This is a genomic window from Legionella antarctica (assembly GCF_011764505.1).
In the GTDB taxonomy this organism is placed as follows: Bacteria; Pseudomonadota; Gammaproteobacteria; order Legionellales; family Legionellaceae; genus Legionella; species Legionella antarctica.
Genome location: NZ_AP022839.1, coordinates 375461 through 389307 on the forward strand (window position 1 = coordinate 375461; position 13847 = coordinate 389307).

Consider the following 13847-nt stretch of genomic DNA (forward strand, 5'->3'; position numbering starts at 1 on the left):
AGGTGAAGGATATTAAAGAGGTGCTACAATGATCGGTTTATTAGGCCGTAAAATCGGTATGACACGTGTCTTCACGCCAGAGGGAATTTCTGTTCCTGTATCGGTGGTTGAAGTGCATCCAAATCGTATTTCTCAGATAAAAACTGAAGAAGTTGATGGTTATTCTGCTGTTCAATTAACAGGCGGAATCAAAAAAGCAAGTAAGGTGAGCAAACCTATGACAGGTCACTTTGCTAAAGCAGAGATAGAAGCAGGTGATATGCAAGTTGAATTTCATCTTGATTCTGAAGATGCTTTCAAATTAGGACAAGTAATTTCTGTAGCGGATATATTCACTGCAGGACAGCATGTTGATGTATCTGGCGTCAGTAAAGGTAAAGGATTTGCGGGTACTGTGAAAAGATATAATTTTAGAACTCAGGATGCAACTCACGGTAATTCGAGATCGCACCGTGTTCCAGGTTCTATCGGTCAAAACCAGACCCCAGGGCGTGTGTTCAAGGGTAAAAAAATGGCTGGACACATGGGTAATGCTCGTTGTACGGTTCAAAGCCTTGAACTTGTGCGAGTTGATGCTGAAAGGAACTTATTACTTATTAAAGGTGCAATTCCTGGTGCCCCTGGTACTCGAGTAGAAGTTAAGCCTGCAGTAAAAAAGCAAGCAAGAGGTGAGTGATGGAAATTACTACTATAGATACAAACAGCCAACTACAACTTAATCAAGATGTATTTGCTTATGCTTACAACGAAGGTTTGGTTCACCAAGCTGTTGTAACATACATGAATAATGCGCGAAGTGGTAATAGTGCGCAAAAATCCCGCTCTGAAGTCAGAGGTGGGGGTAAAAAACCTTGGAATCAAAAAGGTACTGGTCGAGCAAGAGCAGGTACTATTCGTAGTCCTCTGTGGAGAAGCGGTGGAGTAACCTTTGCGTCTAAGAAACGAGATTATTCACAAAAACTTAATAAAAAAATGTACAAACGTGCATTACGTAGTATAATCTCCGAACTTTGTCGTACCGGGAACTTAGTTGTCGTGAGTGATTTTCAATGTGAAACCCACAAGACAAAAGACTTTATCAGCAAGATGAATCAGTTGAACATTAAAAATGCACTGATTATTATGAACGAAGTTGGTGAAAGTGAGTACTTAGGTTCAAGAAACTTAATTGACTATGATATCTGTGATGTTACAACTATAGATCCTGTTTCGTTACTCAGATTTGAAAAAGTTGTTGTTACAGAAGCTGCAATTAAAAAAATTGAGGAACAGTTACAATGAATGCTGAGAGATTGATGATGGTTCTGCGTGAGCCACATACTTCTGAAAAGGCTACTGTCATGGCCGATAAGTTTAAACAGTTCACTTTCAAAGTACTGAAAAATGCAACTAAAACTGAAATTAAAATGGCTGTAGAGCATATATTTAACGTTAAAGTTAGAAATGTATCTGTAATTAATGTGAAGGGAAAATCAAAACGTTTTAAACAAACTTCTGGAAAACGTAGTGATTGGAAAAAAGCTTTTGTATCTCTTCATGCTGATCAAGATATAGACTTTACAGTTACCGAATAAGGCAGATTAAGATGGCACTATTAAAATCTAAACCGACTTCGCCTGGAAAACGTGGCGAGATTCGCGTTGTACATCACCATATCCATAAAGGTAAGCCACATGCTGCCTTAGTTGAAAAACTAAAGAAATCAGGTGGACGGAATAATCAGGGCCGAATTACTGTAAGGCATATAGGTGGCGGTCAGCGCCAGAAATACAGACTCGTTGATTTCAAGCGTGATAAAGATGGTATCGCAGCTAAAGTAGAACGTATTGAATATGATCCGAACAGAACCGCTCTTATAGCACTGATAAGTTATATAGATGGTGAAAAAAGATATATAATTGCACCTGCTAATTTAGAGGTCGGTGCTACTGTCATTAGTGGTGCAGATTCACCTATAAGTGTTGGTAATTGTTTGCCATTAAAAAACATACCGGTTGGTACAACCATACACTGTGTTGAGATGAAACCTGGTAAAGGTGCCCAGATGTTACGAAGCGCCGGATGTAGTGGACAAATTGTTGCCAAAGAAGGAATTTATGCAACGTTGAGATTGCGTTCAGGTGAAATGCGTAAAATTCTAGTGTTGTGTCGTGCTGTAATTGGCGAAGTTAGTAATAGTGAACACAGTTTACGTTCACTAGGAAAAGCGGGAGCCAAACGCTGGAGAGGAATTCGTCCAACTGTTCGTGGTGTTGCAATGAACCCTGTTGATCACCCACATGGTGGTGGTGAAGGTCGTACTTCTGGCGGGCGTCATCCTGTCTCACCATGGGGTATGCCAACTAAGGGATATAAAACCCGAAGTAATAAACGCACTGATAGCTTCATTGTCAGACGGCGAAAAAAGAAATAATTATTGAGAGGATATCAAGTGTCTCGTTCTATAAGAAAAGGTCCATTTATCGACCAACATTTGATCAGCAAAGTTGAAGCTGCTATCGAATCTAAATCAAAAAAACCAATTAAAACCTGGTCTAGACGTTCGACAATCGTTCCTGAAATGATTGATTTAACGATAGCTGTGCATAACGGTAAAGACCACATTCCTGTTTACATTACAGATAATATGGTTGGTCACAAACTAGGTGAGTTTGCCATGACTCGTACATTCAAAGGCCACTCTGGTGACAGAAAGGCTAAAGGCAAGTAAGAGGATATGATGGAAGTTACAGCTAAGTTAAAAGGCGCTCCTTTATCCGCTCAAAAGGGCAGATTGGTGGCCGATATGATACGAAATAAAAAAGTATCTGGTGCGCTTGATATTCTCAAGTTTACGCCAAAAAAAGGTGCTCAATTAATGCTTAAATTGTTAGAATCAGCCATTGCTAATGCTGAAAATAATAATGGAGCTGATATTGATGATCTTAAAGTAGGTATGGTCTGCGTTGATGAAGCAACAACTTTAAAACGTATTAGTCCCAGAGCTAAGGGTCGTGCAAATAGAATTTGTAAACGTACCTGCCATATCATGATTAAAGTTTCTGACGAGGAATAGCAATGGGACAAAAAGTTAACCCAATAGGCATACGCCTTGGAATTATCAAAGACTGGAACTCTAAATGGTTTGCAGGTAAACGTTATGCTGAGTTTTTGATTCAAGACATTAAATTACGAACTGAACTAAAGAAGAAACTAATGGCAGCTGCTGTTAGTAAGATTCTAATAGAGCGGCCGGCAAATAATGCTGTAGTAACCATACTCTCAGCTAGACCTGGTGTGATTATTGGAAAAAAAGGTGGCGGCATTGAAACTTTGCGTAAGGAAATTTCTGCTAAGTTAGGTGTTCCAGTTCACTTAAATATAGAAGAGATAAAAAAGCCTGAATTAGACTCTACTCTTGTTGCTGAAGGTATTGCTCAACAGCTGGAACAACGCGTGATGTTTAGAAGAGCTATGAAGCGCGCAGTAACTTCAGCTATGAAATCAGGGGCAAAAGGAATAAAAATTTGTGTAAGTGGTCGTCTTGGTGGAGCTGAGATAGCCCGAAGCGAGTGGTATAGAGAAGGTCGCGTACCATTACATACATTTAGAGCTGATATCGATTACGGTACTGCAGAGTCTAAAACTACCTACGGAATTATTGGTGTTAAAGTCTGGATCTTCAAGGGCGAAATTCTCCCTCAAAAGAAAAGATTGTCAGACAGCGCCCAGTGAGTGAGGATTAAGAATCATGTTACAACCAAAGCGTACTAAATACCGAAAACAGATGAAAGGCCGAAACAGAGGTTTAGCTTTAAGAGGCAGCAAAATTAGTTTTGGTGAATTTGGTCTGAAGGCACTAGAGCGTGGTCGTCTAACCGCGAGACAAATAGAAGCAGCACGACGAGCTATGACACGTCACATTAAGCGTGGTGGTAAAATTTGGATTAGAGTATTTCCAGATAAACCTATCACACAAAAGCCTTTAGAAGTGAGACAAGGTAAAGGTAAAGGTAGTGTTGAATATTGGGTGGCTCAAATTCAACCAGGTAAGGTTTTATTTGAAATGGAAGGCGTAACAAGAGAACTGGCTATTGAAGCGTTTGATCTTGCCAAAGCAAAACTTCCTTTCAAAGTAATATTTGAAGAACGGACGGTAATGTAATGAAAAAAACAGATGAATTGCGCAATTTATCAATTGAAGAATTGCAAACTGAATTGCTTTCATTACGTAAAGAACAATTTAATTTACGAATGAAAAAAGCAAGTGGCTCACTAGATAAAACACATCTCATTACTATGGTGCGTAAATCAGTGGCAAAAGTAAAAACAATGTTGACTGAAAAGGCAGGTAAGTGACATGTCTACTAATGAATCAAACGCCAGAACAATGGTTGGAAAAGTAGTTAGCGACAAAATGGACAAGACTATAGTTGTGATGATTGAACGAACTGTGAAACATCCCAAGTATGGAAAAATCATGAAACGTAGAACAAAAATTCACGCTCATGATGAAGAACAAGTATGCCAGATTGGTAATACTGTGAAAGTCCGTGAGTCAAGACCACTCTCTAAAACGAAAAGCTGGGTATTAGTCGAAGTAATTTCTTAATCAACTGAGTTGATTTACTTTTAAAACCCTAAAAGGCCTGATATAATCAGCAACCTTTTTCTGGTCGAAATTAGAGCTGGAGAATAAAATGATCCAAATGCAGACAGTGCTCGAAGTGGCTGACAACAGCGGAGCACGAAAGGTAATGTGTATAAAAGTACTTGGTGGCTCACATAGGCGGTATGCCCGCGTAGGTGATGTAATTAAAGTAAGTATTAAAGACGCAATACCAAGAAGTAAAGTAAAAAAAGGTGCTGTAATGAAGGCCGTTGTAGTACGTACTGCTCAAGGTGTTAGAAGAGACGATGGTTCGCTAATCCGCTTTGACGGTAATGCAGCTGTACTTTTAAACAACCAAAACGAGCCAATTGGTACTCGTATATTTGGCCCCGTTACTCGCGAGCTACGAGAGAGATTTATGAAAATAATATCTCTGGCTGAAGAAGTTTTGTGAGAAGGATTAGATATGAAACGTATTAGAACGGGTGATGAGGTGATTGTCATCGCTGGTAAAAGCAAAGGTCATGTGGGCAAAGTTCTGCGGGTACTTGTTGATAGCGTAGTGGTAGAGGGTGGTAACTTAATTAAGAAACACGTTAAGCCTAATCCTCAAAAACCTGAAAATAAAGGTGGAATAATCACTCGTGAGGCTCCACTACACGTTTCAAACGTTGCTCATTACAACCCCATAACTAAAAAAGCAGATAAAGTCGGCTTTAAGTATCTTGAGGATGACGGCGTTAGTAAAAAAGTTAGATATTTTAAATCTAACGATGAAATAATTGACCGCGTTTAACTAGGTGATTGAAATGGCGAGACTTAAAGAATTTTACAAGAAAGACGTCGTCTCTATGATGATGAAACGGTTCAACTATTCCAGCGTTATGGAAGTCCCTAGAGTACTTAAAATTACTCTAAATATGGGGGTTGGTGAGGCTGTAGGCGATAAAAAAGTGATGAATCACGCTGTTGAAGACATGACTCTGATTTCTGGACAAAAGCCAGTTGTTACCAAAGCCAAGAAATCAATTGCCGGATTCAAAATTAGAGAAGGTTGGCCTATAGGATGTAAAGTAACGCTTAGGCGCGAACGGATGTATGAGTTTTTAGATAGATTAATTTCTGTAACTTTACCTCGTGTAAGAGATTTTCGTGGTTTAAATCCAAAATCTTTTGATGGAACGGGTAACTACAGCATGGGAATACATGAACAAATCGTATTTCCAGAAATTGATTATGATAAAACTGATGGTATACGAGGTTTAGACATTTGTATTACTACAAGTGCTAAAACAAACGAAGAAGCAAAAGCTTTATTAGAAGCGTTTAATCTTCCATTGAAAGATAGAGATAGAAAATAAAAGGGTGAAATTGTGGCTAAAAAATCAATGCTTGTGCGAGAGTTAAAGCGTGGAAAACTTGTAGAAAAATACAGAAAACGCAGAAACGAATTAAAACAATTGATTAAATCATCTGATGATTTCCAAGTTATTATGGACAGTCAGGCAAAACTAGCAAAATTACCAGTTAATTCAAATCCTGTTCGTCATAGTACTCGATGCCAGCAATGTGGAAGACCACACGCAGTTTATCGCAAGTTTAGTCTTTGCAGAATTTGTTTAAGACAACAGCTTATGGTTGGCAATGTACCTGGCGGTAGAAAGTCAAGCTGGTAAATTTTTTTGATTGGAGAACGATTGTGAGTATGCATGATCCAGTTGCTGATATGCTGACCAGAATAAGAAATGGTCAACAAGCTAAACATCAGCAGATAACATTAGTTTCTTCTAAGTTAAAAGAAGAAATTGCACGTGTTTTAAAAGAAGAAGGATATATTGAGAATTTCTTTGTGGAAACTTTAGATAATAATCTTAAGTCGATCACTGTAAAACTTAAATATTATCACGGAAAGCCAGTTATTGAGCTAATTAAACGAATTAGCCGACCTGGTTTAAGAGTGTATAAGTCATACAAAGATTTATCCTCTATTCCCGGTTGTGGTGTGGCAATATTATCTACATCAAAAGGTATAATGACTCATATATCTGCAAAATTAAAAGGTGTTGGTGGCGAAGTCATTTGTGAAGTGGCTTAATACTTGCGAGGAATGATATGTCTAGAGTAGCAAAAGCCCCAGTTGTTCATTCGGCAAATGTTGAAATAACTATTGTTGAAGGTTCGATTACTGTAAAAGGGCCTAAAGGAACACTAACCCAAAAAATTAATAGGTTAGTTAGTATAACTAAGAGTAAAGAGGCTAACCAATTAGAGTTTGCCCCTGCAGTTAATGAACCAAAAGCCTGGGCTCAGGCAGGTACTGCACGAGCATTGGTCAATAATATGGTTCATGGTGTTACTGAAGGTTTTATAGTAACTCTGGAACTGGTTGGTGTAGGTTATAGGGCGCAGGCTAAAGATAAATCTATTACCTTATCTCTCGGATTTTCGCACCCAATTGAGTACGTTTTACCAAATGGTGTTACTGTTGAAACTCCAAGTAATACTACAATAGTGTTGAAGGGTGTTGATAAGCAAATTTTAGGGCAAGTTGCTTCTGAAATTAGAGCTTTTAGACCCCCAGAACCTTATAAAGGTAAAGGAGTTAGGTACGCCGGTGAAGTAATTGTTCGTAAAGAAGCGAAAAAGAAATAAGGTATAAGTTATGAATAAGCAAAACTCACGAGATAGACGTGGATTAAAGGCTAAAGCTTTAATTCGTAAATCGGGTAGATCCAGATTAGTTGTTTATAGAAGCGGAGTACATATCTATTCTCAAATAGTTAAGTCGGACCAACTCGGTGATAAGGTATTAGTAGTCTGTTCAACTAATGATAAAGAATTAAGAGGCAGCTTGTCTGGAAAATGCAAAGTAGAACAAGCCAGTCAGGTTGGCAAGTTACTTGGTAAGCGCGCTAAAGAGCAAGGCATTACCCAGGTTGCATTTGATCGTGCTGGTTATAGATATCATGGCCGAGTGAAAGCCCTTGCTGAAGGTGCACGCGAAGCTGGATTAGATTTTTAAGGAACGATTATGGCATTCGAAGATTCTCCTAAGTCAGATGGATATCAAGAAAAGTTGGTATCAGTAAATCGTACCGCTAAAGTAGTTAAAGGCGGACGTGTTTTTGGCTTTGCTGTTTTGGTCGTTGTTGGTGACGGAAAAGGTAAAGTTGGTTTTGGAAGAGGTAAAGCACGTGAGGTTCCAATCGCAATTCAAAAGGCGATGGATCAGGCTAAGAAAAATATGGTTTATATTCCCCTTTCCGGTACAACTATATTCCATGAGATTACCTGGAATTATGGTGCTTCTAAAGTATTTATGAAGCCTGCTAGTGAAGGTACTGGAATCATTGCCGGTGGTGCCATGAGAGCCGTGCTGGAAGTATTAGGTGTACACAATATTTTAGCTAAAAGTATTGGTTCTACTAATCCAAGTAATATTGTTCGTGCAACTATCGGTGCACTAACTAACATCGGTACTCCTGATTACGTAGCAGCCAAACGTGGTAAAACTGTTGATGAAGTAATGGCGGGCTAATTATGGAAAAGAAAATAAAGATAACTTTGGTTAAAAGTCTAATAGGTAGAAAACCAAAACATGTTACTATAGCGAAGCAATTGGGATTAGGTAAAACAAACTCAAGTGTATCTCATAATGATACACCTGCAATTCGTGGACTAGTTAATATGATTAATTATCTATTGCTAGTTGAGGAGACTGTATAATGAATTTAAATTCACTATCACCAGATCCCGGCTCAAGACCACCTAAGAAACGTTTAGGTCGGGGTATAGGCTCGGGACTAGGTAAAACTAGTGGTAAAGGGCACAAAGGACAAAAAGCCAGAGCTGGAGGATATCATAAAATTAACTTTGAAGGCGGTCAAATGCCAATCCAAAGACGTCTTCCTAAAATGGGTTTTAAGTCTCGTATAGGCAGAACTGTTGATCAAATCTGTTTAAGTGAGCTGGTCAATCTAAAGGCAGAAGTTATTGACCTCCAGGTTCTTCGTGATGCTGGTTTAATTAACAGCTCAATTAAGCATGTTAAAGTCATTCTTTCTGGTGAATTAACCGGTGCTGTAAAGCTTAAAGGTTTAAGAGTCACTAAAGGGGCACGTTCAGCCATTGAAGGTTTGGGCGGCAGCATAGAAGAGTGACTATGAAAAACCAAAAACATAATGGAAGTCAATCACGTGGTGGATTGGCGGAGTTAAAATCCAGGTTATTATTTGTGATCATTGGAATTTTAGTCTATCGTTTGGGGGCTCACATACCAGTACCTGGTTTGGATCCCACCAAACTGGCTAACTTCTTTAATGAACAGCAAAATACAATCTTTGGGTTGTTTAATATGTTTTCTGGTGGTGCTTTATCGCGTGTAACGGTATTTGCAATTGGTATCATGCCCTATATTTCAGCATCGATTATAATCCAGTTATTTTCAGTTGTTTCTCCGAAATTAGAGCAACTTAAAAAAGAAGGAGAGGCTGGCCGTAGGAAAATAAATCAGTACACAAGATATTTAACCCTCTTGTTGTCGGTATTTCAATCTTTAGGAATGGCACGGTGGTTGGCTGGACAACAAATTGCTCTGCAGCCGGACTTTTCTTTCTATTTCACAGCAGTTGTTACCTTAGTAACTGGTACTATGTTTTTAATGTGGCTAGGTGAACAAATCACTGAGAAGGGGATTGGAAACGGTATATCTCTGATTATTTTCTCAGGTATTGTTTCAAGTATGCCTAGTGCTATAGCTTCTGTACTTCAGCAGGTAAAGGAAGGGCAGATGCAGGCCTTAACCTTGATTATAGTGGCTGTTGTTGTGGTTGTAGTTACGGGTTTTGTTGTGTTTATGGAACGAGCACAACGGCGCATAAGAGTTAATTATGCACAAAGAACCCAAGGCAGGAAAGTATATGCTGCCCAGACAAGTCATTTACCTTTAAAGATAAATATGTCTGGAGTAATACCACCAATATTTGCATCCAGTATCATATTGCTGCCCGCAACTTTAGCTCAGTTCTTTTCACATACTAAAGGAATGGGCTGGTTGTCTGACGTTGGAATGGCGTTATCACCTGGCCAACCTTTGTATTTAATTGTTTACGCACTGGCTATACTGTTTTTTGCTTTCTTTTACGCGGCATTAGTGTTTAATCCTAAAGATACTGCAGAAAATCTAAAAAAATCTGGAGCGTATATTCCAGGAATTAGACCGGGAGAGCAAACAACTAAATATATTGATTCAGTAATGACTCGTTTAACTTTGGTTGGCGCACTATATCTAGTTCTAGTTTGCCTGTTGCCCCAGATTTTAATGTATACATGGCATGTTCCCTTTTATTTCGGTGGAACATCATTGCTGATTATCGTTGTAGTCGTGATGGATTTTGTAGCTCAAATACAAGCTCATTTAATGACTCAACAATATGATTCTTTAATGAAAAAGGCTAATTTTAAAGGTACAAAACTACCTGGTCTACTATGATTTTTATCGGAGTTTAGTAATGAAAGTGAGAGCATCAGTAAAACGAATTTGTCGCAATTGCAAAATTATTAAAAGAAGTGGCACTATACGAGTAATTTGTAAGGATGCCCGACATAAACAAAAGCAGGGTTAATATCTGCTTGATTTTATTTTATAAAAATAGTATTCTTCTGTCCCTTTCGACAGAACAAAATAACGTTCGGAGAAGCTAATGGCTCGTATTGCGGGAGTGAACATACCTGATCACAAACATGTGGTGATTGCTTTAACAGCTCTATATGGTATTGGTAAAACTACATCATTAAAATTATGTGCAGCAGTTGACATTGATCCTGCTGCCAAAGTTTCACAGTTAACGGATGCTCAATTAGAGTCATTAAGAACTGAAATTGCAAAAATAACTGTGGAAGGTGATTTGCGTCGCGTAGTTACAATGAATATTAAGCGACTGATGGACTTAGGCTGTTATCGTGGGCTAAGACATAGAAGAGGATTACCCTTGCGCGGACAACGTACCAAGACTAATGCTCGTACGAGAAAAGGCCGTAGAAAAGGCACAAGTAATTGATTTTTCATGTAGGAAAATAAGATGGCAATAACTAAGTCAAAGCAGCAAAAAGTAAGAAAAAAGGTAAAACGTGTCGTATCTGATGGTATAGTTCATGTTCATGCTTCTTTTAATAATACTATTGTTACCTTTACTGATAGACAAGGTAATGCATTATGTTGGGCAACATCAGGTGGATCAGGCTTTAGAGGTTCTAGAAAAAGTACCCCTTATGCAGCTCAAGTTGCAACTGAACGTGCTGCGACTGTTGCAAAAGAATATGGTATGAAATCTGTTGCAGTATTTGTTCATGGTCCTGGTCCTGGTAGAGAGTCCACTATTCGTGAATTAATAACCCAGGATTTTAAAATTGTTGAAATAACCGATGTTACTGGCATACCCCATAATGGATGTAAGCCACCTAAAAAACGTCGTGTGTAAGACTCAGGAGTAATTAATGGCTAGATATCTTGGTCCAAAATGTAAATTATCACGTCGTGAAGGTTGTGATTTATTACTTAAAAGTGGCGTTCGTGATCATAAGTCCAAGTGTAAATCTGAAAAATTGCCAGGACAACATGGTGATAAAAAACCACGGTTAAGTGGCTATGGAATTCAGCTTAGAGAGAAACAAAAAATTAGAAGGCTGTATGGTGTTCTCGAAAAGCAATTCAGAAACTACTACAAAATGGCTGCTCGTCAAAAAGGTTCGACAGGTGAAAATCTGATGTCCCTATTAGAAAGGCGCCTGGATAATGTTGTTTTTCGTATGGGTTTTGCAAGTACACGTGCTGAAGCCAGACAATTAGTAACCCACAAGGCAATACTTGTTAATGATAAAATTGTTAACGTTCCCTCTTTTTTAGTTAATCCAGGGGACACTATATCTGTTCGTCAAAAAGCTAAAAGTCAAGGTCGTGTTGGCGCCGCTTTAGCATTGTCCGAACAAAGAGCTCCATGTGATTGGATTACTGTAGATTCTGCTTCCTTTAAAGGTACGTTCTCTACAGCTCCAACGTTAACGGACTTATCTTCAGACTACAACGTGAATCTAGTTGTAGAACTTTACTCTAAGTAAGCTCGGAGAAATAGCTGAATGTATACTGAAATCAATGAAATGCTGACGCCCAAAGTGCTCAAAGTACAGGCTGAGTCACCTTATAAAGCTAGAATAGTTCTAGAGCCCTTGGAGCGAGGTTTTGGTCACACTCTCGGCAATGCTTTGAGACGTATATTATTGTCATCTATGCCCGGAAGTGCGATTACTGAAGCATCAATAGATGGTGTTCTTCACGAATACAGTACTATTGAAGGTGTTCAGGAAGATGTGGTTGACTTATTGCTAAACCTCAAATTGGTTGCCATCAAACTCAATGTTGGGGAAGAAGCACTAATTAGCCTGGATAAACAAGGTCCTTGTCAAGTGACAGCTGGAGATATTCAATTAACTCATGGTCAGGAAATTATTAATCCTGAGCTGGTTATTGCCAACTTGAATGAAAAAGGCAAATTGAATATGACTCTTAAAGTTGAGAGAGGAATAGGTTTTCATAATACTGATTCTTTTATTAGACATCTAGACGATGAAATTGAAAAGAAGTCAGTAGGTAAACTCAAGATTGATAATAGTTTTTCTCCCGTTAAAAAAGTTGCCTATTTTGTTGATAGTGCAAGGGTAGAAAATCGTACTGACCTTGATAAGTTAACGATAGAATTAGAAACAAATGGAACAATTGATGCTGAAGAAGCGATTCGCATTTCTGCAAGTATTCTTCAAAGACAGCTTCATTCTTTTGTTGATATGAAGTTTGAAGAATCACGTGCTGATAATAAAGAGCGCAATGACTTTGATCCTGTTCTGTTACGTTCTGTTGATGATTTAGAGTTAACTGTTCGTTCTGCTAATTGTTTAAAAGCAGAAAACATTCATTATATAGGCGATCTAGTTCAAAGAACTGAAAATGAACTGTTAAAAACACCTAATCTAGGTAAGAAATCTTTAACTGAGATTAAAGATGTTTTAGCATCTCGTTCATTATCGCTGGGAATGAAACTTGAGAATTGGCCGCCGGCAAGTCTTGGCGAGTAATATTTAGGAGTCTTTGTTATGCGTCACCGTAATTCTGGCCGTAGTTTTAGCCGCACAAGTAGTCACCGTAAAGCCATGTTTTCTAACATGTGCTGTTCTTTAATTGAGCATGAGTTAATAAAAACTACTCTGCCTAAAGCTAAAGATCTACGTCGCTACATAGAGCCTTTAATTACTGTTAGTAAAGCTGATTCAGTTGCATCACGGCGTCAGGCTTTTGATGTTTTACGTTCAAAATCCGCTGTGGGAAAGCTGTTCTCTGATTTAGGCCCACGCTTCGTTGAGCGACCAGGAGGATATGTTCGTATTATTAAATGTGGCTTTAGAGCAGGCGATAATGCGCCTATGGCTATTGTTGAATTACTCGATAGACCAGCCGCTAATAGTGCAACAGAAGAATAATCAGTCTCGTTTAAAAGGCCCGCTTTATAAGCGGGTTTTTTTTATCTTTATTTGAGCTCAGATTGACTTAGCTTGTTTTGGGTCTCAATTTTCATTTTACATAAATAAAAAAGCCCATTAGGTTATGGGCTTAAAACCAAATAATCAATACGTCACTCATGCATTTTCTTAGAATGGGATATCGTCATCTAATTGATCAAACGCATCTTGGGCTGTTGTTGATGGTTGTTGTTTGCTTGCATTTTGGCGTTGTTGTGGTTCTGTAAACTGTTGCGCTTGCGGCATCTCATCATAATTAGATGAGCCGCCGTTGCCTTTGCTGTCAAGCATCTGGATATCAGCGGCAATTATTTCAGTTGTATATTTGTCTTGACCCTGTTGATCTTGCCATTTTCGTGTTCGTAAGCTGCCTTCAACATATAATTTTGAACCTTTACGTACATATTCTCCTGCTATTTCACCTAAGCGATTAAAACAAACAACGCGGTGCCACTCAGTTCGCTCTTGTTTTTCACCTGATACTTTATCTTTCCATGACTCACTAGTTGCTATTGATAGTGTGGTTACTGCATTGCCGTTTGGTAGATATCGAACATCAGGATCCACACCTACGTTACCAACCAATATGACCTTATTAATTCCTCTAGCCACTTATTATCTCCTGTGCAAAGTTAGACAGAGATTATACCTAATTTATATAATATTGCGTAGCAACTGTACTAAATTA

The 13847-nt window shown here is 38.6% G+C and carries 28 protein-coding genes; 27 read left to right on the forward strand and 1 reads right to left on the reverse strand.

Going from position 1 to position 13847, the window contains the following annotated elements:
• The first annotated feature begins 28 nt into the window (after nucleotides 1-28).
• The 27 genes from rplC (at nucleotide 29) to rplQ (ending at nucleotide 13120) form a co-directional block, all read left to right on the forward strand.
• Entirely contained in the window at nucleotides 29-676 is a 648-nt protein-coding gene (gene rplC / locus HRS36_RS01870; RefSeq protein ID WP_173235972.1) for a 50S ribosomal protein L3, read from the forward strand.
• Nucleotides 676-1281 (forward strand): 50S ribosomal protein L4, encoded by a 606-nt coding sequence (gene rplD, locus HRS36_RS01875; protein WP_173235974.1) that lies wholly within the window; start codon nucleotides 676-678, stop codon nucleotides 1279-1281. The genes rplC and rplD overlap by 1 nt, the downstream gene beginning before the upstream one ends.
• Nucleotides 1278-1574: a 50S ribosomal protein L23 gene (gene rplW, locus HRS36_RS01880; protein WP_173235976.1), complete on the forward strand. Its 297-nt coding sequence runs from the start codon at nucleotides 1278-1280 to the stop codon at nucleotides 1572-1574. Before rplD ends, rplW begins: the two co-directional genes overlap by 4 nt.
• Nucleotides 1575-1585: 11 nt before the next feature.
• A complete protein-coding gene (rplB, locus tag HRS36_RS01885; protein ID WP_173235978.1) occupies nucleotides 1586-2413 on the forward strand; it encodes a 50S ribosomal protein L2 in 828 nt (275 codons plus the stop codon).
• Between the two features lie 18 nt (nucleotides 2414-2431).
• A complete protein-coding gene (gene rpsS, locus HRS36_RS01890; RefSeq protein ID WP_173235980.1) occupies nucleotides 2432-2710 on the forward strand; it encodes a 30S ribosomal protein S19 in 279 nt (92 codons plus the stop codon).
• Nucleotides 2711-2719: 9 nt separating this feature from the next.
• Nucleotides 2720-3055, forward strand: a complete 336-nt coding sequence (gene rplV / locus HRS36_RS01895; protein ID WP_173238415.1) for a 50S ribosomal protein L22 — start codon at nucleotides 2720-2722, stop codon at nucleotides 3053-3055.
• 2 nt (nucleotides 3056-3057) lie between these two features.
• Complete coding sequence (rpsC, locus tag HRS36_RS01900) at nucleotides 3058-3714, forward strand: 30S ribosomal protein S3 (RefSeq protein WP_173235982.1); 657 nt, start codon at nucleotides 3058-3060, stop codon at nucleotides 3712-3714.
• Nucleotides 3715-3730: 16 nt separating this feature from the next.
• Nucleotides 3731-4144: a 50S ribosomal protein L16 gene (gene rplP, locus HRS36_RS01905; RefSeq protein ID WP_173235984.1), complete on the forward strand. Its 414-nt coding sequence runs from the start codon at nucleotides 3731-3733 to the stop codon at nucleotides 4142-4144.
• A complete protein-coding gene (gene rpmC / locus HRS36_RS01910; protein ID WP_173235986.1) occupies nucleotides 4144-4338 on the forward strand; it encodes a 50S ribosomal protein L29 in 195 nt (64 codons plus the stop codon). The genes rplP and rpmC overlap by 1 nt, the downstream gene beginning before the upstream one ends.
• Before the next feature lies 1 nt (nucleotide 4339).
• Complete coding sequence (rpsQ, locus tag HRS36_RS01915) at nucleotides 4340-4591, forward strand: 30S ribosomal protein S17 (RefSeq protein ID WP_173235988.1); 252 nt, start codon at nucleotides 4340-4342, stop codon at nucleotides 4589-4591.
• An 88-nt stretch (nucleotides 4592-4679) separates the two neighbouring features.
• Nucleotides 4680-5045, forward strand: coding sequence for a 50S ribosomal protein L14 (gene rplN / locus HRS36_RS01920; protein ID WP_173235990.1), 366 nt, complete (start codon nucleotides 4680-4682; stop codon nucleotides 5043-5045).
• Between the two features lie 12 nt (nucleotides 5046-5057).
• The gene (gene rplX / locus HRS36_RS01925; RefSeq protein ID WP_173235992.1) at nucleotides 5058-5387 is read left to right on the forward strand and encodes a 50S ribosomal protein L24; all 330 of its coding nucleotides are present in this window, start codon (nucleotides 5058-5060) and stop codon (nucleotides 5385-5387) included.
• Between the two features lie 13 nt (nucleotides 5388-5400).
• On the forward strand, nucleotides 5401-5952 hold the full coding sequence (gene rplE, locus HRS36_RS01930) for a 50S ribosomal protein L5 (protein ID WP_173235994.1): 552 nt from the start codon (nucleotides 5401-5403) through the stop codon (nucleotides 5950-5952).
• 12 nt (nucleotides 5953-5964) lie between these two features.
• Nucleotides 5965-6267 carry a 30S ribosomal protein S14 gene (gene rpsN, locus HRS36_RS01935; protein ID WP_173235996.1) on the forward strand — a complete coding sequence of 101 codons (303 nt, stop codon included), beginning with the start codon at nucleotides 5965-5967 and terminating at the stop codon, nucleotides 6265-6267.
• 29 nt (nucleotides 6268-6296) lie between these two features.
• On the forward strand, nucleotides 6297-6686 hold the full coding sequence (gene rpsH, locus HRS36_RS01940) for a 30S ribosomal protein S8 (protein ID WP_197933222.1): 390 nt from the start codon (nucleotides 6297-6299) through the stop codon (nucleotides 6684-6686).
• Nucleotides 6687-6703: 17 nt separating this feature from the next.
• The gene (gene rplF / locus HRS36_RS01945; RefSeq protein WP_173236000.1) at nucleotides 6704-7243 is read left to right on the forward strand and encodes a 50S ribosomal protein L6; all 540 of its coding nucleotides are present in this window, start codon (nucleotides 6704-6706) and stop codon (nucleotides 7241-7243) included.
• Between the two features lie 10 nt (nucleotides 7244-7253).
• Entirely contained in the window at nucleotides 7254-7613 is a 360-nt protein-coding gene (rplR, locus tag HRS36_RS01950; protein WP_173236002.1) for a 50S ribosomal protein L18, read from the forward strand.
• Nucleotides 7614-7622: 9 nt separating this feature from the next.
• Nucleotides 7623-8129, forward strand: a complete 507-nt coding sequence (gene rpsE, locus HRS36_RS01955) for a 30S ribosomal protein S5 (RefSeq protein WP_173236004.1) — start codon at nucleotides 7623-7625, stop codon at nucleotides 8127-8129.
• 2 nt (nucleotides 8130-8131) lie between these two features.
• Nucleotides 8132-8317: a 50S ribosomal protein L30 gene (rpmD, locus tag HRS36_RS01960; RefSeq protein ID WP_173236006.1), complete on the forward strand. Its 186-nt coding sequence runs from the start codon at nucleotides 8132-8134 to the stop codon at nucleotides 8315-8317.
• Entirely contained in the window at nucleotides 8317-8751 is a 435-nt protein-coding gene (gene rplO / locus HRS36_RS01965; RefSeq protein WP_173236008.1) for a 50S ribosomal protein L15, read from the forward strand. The genes rpmD and rplO overlap by 1 nt, the downstream gene beginning before the upstream one ends.
• A gap of 2 nt (nucleotides 8752-8753) precedes the next feature.
• Complete coding sequence (gene secY, locus HRS36_RS01970; protein ID WP_173236010.1) at nucleotides 8754-10082, forward strand: preprotein translocase subunit SecY; 1329 nt, start codon at nucleotides 8754-8756, stop codon at nucleotides 10080-10082.
• Nucleotides 10083-10101: 19 nt separating this feature from the next.
• Nucleotides 10102-10215 carry a 50S ribosomal protein L36 gene (rpmJ, locus tag HRS36_RS01975; RefSeq protein WP_010946099.1) on the forward strand — a complete coding sequence of 38 codons (114 nt, stop codon included), beginning with the start codon at nucleotides 10102-10104 and terminating at the stop codon, nucleotides 10213-10215.
• Between the two features lie 78 nt (nucleotides 10216-10293).
• Complete coding sequence (gene rpsM, locus HRS36_RS01980; RefSeq protein WP_173236012.1) at nucleotides 10294-10650, forward strand: 30S ribosomal protein S13; 357 nt, start codon at nucleotides 10294-10296, stop codon at nucleotides 10648-10650.
• A 21-nt stretch (nucleotides 10651-10671) separates the two neighbouring features.
• The gene (gene rpsK / locus HRS36_RS01985; RefSeq protein ID WP_173236014.1) at nucleotides 10672-11070 is read left to right on the forward strand and encodes a 30S ribosomal protein S11; all 399 of its coding nucleotides are present in this window, start codon (nucleotides 10672-10674) and stop codon (nucleotides 11068-11070) included.
• 16 nt (nucleotides 11071-11086) lie between these two features.
• Nucleotides 11087-11707: a 30S ribosomal protein S4 gene (gene rpsD / locus HRS36_RS01990; RefSeq protein WP_173236016.1), complete on the forward strand. Its 621-nt coding sequence runs from the start codon at nucleotides 11087-11089 to the stop codon at nucleotides 11705-11707.
• An 18-nt stretch (nucleotides 11708-11725) separates the two neighbouring features.
• Nucleotides 11726-12718, forward strand: coding sequence for a DNA-directed RNA polymerase subunit alpha (locus tag HRS36_RS01995; protein WP_173236017.1), 993 nt, complete (start codon nucleotides 11726-11728; stop codon nucleotides 12716-12718).
• 18 nt (nucleotides 12719-12736) lie between these two features.
• Nucleotides 12737-13120 carry a 50S ribosomal protein L17 gene (gene rplQ, locus HRS36_RS02000; RefSeq protein ID WP_173236018.1) on the forward strand — a complete coding sequence of 128 codons (384 nt, stop codon included), beginning with the start codon at nucleotides 12737-12739 and terminating at the stop codon, nucleotides 13118-13120.
• Nucleotides 13121-13288: 168 nt separating this feature from the next.
• Here rplQ and ssb read toward each other — a convergent pair whose 3' ends face one another.
• Complete coding sequence (gene ssb, locus HRS36_RS02005; RefSeq protein ID WP_173236019.1) at nucleotides 13289-13771, reverse strand: single-stranded DNA-binding protein; 483 nt, start codon at nucleotides 13769-13771, stop codon at nucleotides 13289-13291.
• Nucleotides 13772-13847 lie beyond the last annotated feature (76 nt).

What these genes read in the sequence shown, in the direction of transcription:
- rplC (WP_173235972.1), top strand. Translation starts at nt 29, where the DNA reads ATGATCGGTTTATTAGGCCGTAAAATCGGTATGACACGTGTCTTCACG.
- rplD (WP_173235974.1), top strand. Translation starts at nt 676, where the DNA reads ATGGAAATTACTACTATAGATACAAACAGCCAACTACAACTTAATCAA.
- rplW (WP_173235976.1), top strand. Translation starts at nt 1,278, where the DNA reads ATGAATGCTGAGAGATTGATGATGGTTCTGCGTGAGCCACATACTTCT.
- rplB (WP_173235978.1), top strand. Translation starts at nt 1,586, where the DNA reads ATGGCACTATTAAAATCTAAACCGACTTCGCCTGGAAAACGTGGCGAG.
- rplV (WP_173238415.1), top strand. Translation starts at nt 2,720, where the DNA reads ATGGAAGTTACAGCTAAGTTAAAAGGCGCTCCTTTATCCGCTCAAAAG.
- rpsC (WP_173235982.1), top strand. Translation starts at nt 3,058, where the DNA reads ATGGGACAAAAAGTTAACCCAATAGGCATACGCCTTGGAATTATCAAA.
- rplP (WP_173235984.1), top strand. Translation starts at nt 3,731, where the DNA reads ATGTTACAACCAAAGCGTACTAAATACCGAAAACAGATGAAAGGCCGA.
- rpmC (WP_173235986.1), top strand. Translation starts at nt 4,144, where the DNA reads ATGAAAAAAACAGATGAATTGCGCAATTTATCAATTGAAGAATTGCAA.
- rpsQ (WP_173235988.1), top strand. Translation starts at nt 4,340, where the DNA reads ATGTCTACTAATGAATCAAACGCCAGAACAATGGTTGGAAAAGTAGTT.
- rplN (WP_173235990.1), top strand. Translation starts at nt 4,680, where the DNA reads ATGATCCAAATGCAGACAGTGCTCGAAGTGGCTGACAACAGCGGAGCA.
- rplX (WP_173235992.1), top strand. Translation starts at nt 5,058, where the DNA reads ATGAAACGTATTAGAACGGGTGATGAGGTGATTGTCATCGCTGGTAAA.
- rplE (WP_173235994.1), top strand. Translation starts at nt 5,401, where the DNA reads ATGGCGAGACTTAAAGAATTTTACAAGAAAGACGTCGTCTCTATGATG.
- rpsH (WP_197933222.1), top strand. Translation starts at nt 6,297, where the DNA reads ATGCATGATCCAGTTGCTGATATGCTGACCAGAATAAGAAATGGTCAA.
- rplF (WP_173236000.1), top strand. Translation starts at nt 6,704, where the DNA reads ATGTCTAGAGTAGCAAAAGCCCCAGTTGTTCATTCGGCAAATGTTGAA.
- rplR (WP_173236002.1), top strand. Translation starts at nt 7,254, where the DNA reads ATGAATAAGCAAAACTCACGAGATAGACGTGGATTAAAGGCTAAAGCT.
- rpsE (WP_173236004.1), top strand. Translation starts at nt 7,623, where the DNA reads ATGGCATTCGAAGATTCTCCTAAGTCAGATGGATATCAAGAAAAGTTG.
- rpmD (WP_173236006.1), top strand. Translation starts at nt 8,132, where the DNA reads ATGGAAAAGAAAATAAAGATAACTTTGGTTAAAAGTCTAATAGGTAGA.
- rplO (WP_173236008.1), top strand. Translation starts at nt 8,317, where the DNA reads ATGAATTTAAATTCACTATCACCAGATCCCGGCTCAAGACCACCTAAG.
- secY (WP_173236010.1), top strand. Translation starts at nt 8,754, where the DNA reads ATGAAAAACCAAAAACATAATGGAAGTCAATCACGTGGTGGATTGGCG.
- rpmJ (WP_010946099.1), top strand. Translation starts at nt 10,102, where the DNA reads ATGAAAGTGAGAGCATCAGTAAAACGAATTTGTCGCAATTGCAAAATT.
- rpsM (WP_173236012.1), top strand. Translation starts at nt 10,294, where the DNA reads ATGGCTCGTATTGCGGGAGTGAACATACCTGATCACAAACATGTGGTG.
- rpsK (WP_173236014.1), top strand. Translation starts at nt 10,672, where the DNA reads ATGGCAATAACTAAGTCAAAGCAGCAAAAAGTAAGAAAAAAGGTAAAA.
- rpsD (WP_173236016.1), top strand. Translation starts at nt 11,087, where the DNA reads ATGGCTAGATATCTTGGTCCAAAATGTAAATTATCACGTCGTGAAGGT.
- HRS36_RS01995 (WP_173236017.1), top strand. Translation starts at nt 11,726, where the DNA reads ATGTATACTGAAATCAATGAAATGCTGACGCCCAAAGTGCTCAAAGTA.
- rplQ (WP_173236018.1), top strand. Translation starts at nt 12,737, where the DNA reads ATGCGTCACCGTAATTCTGGCCGTAGTTTTAGCCGCACAAGTAGTCAC.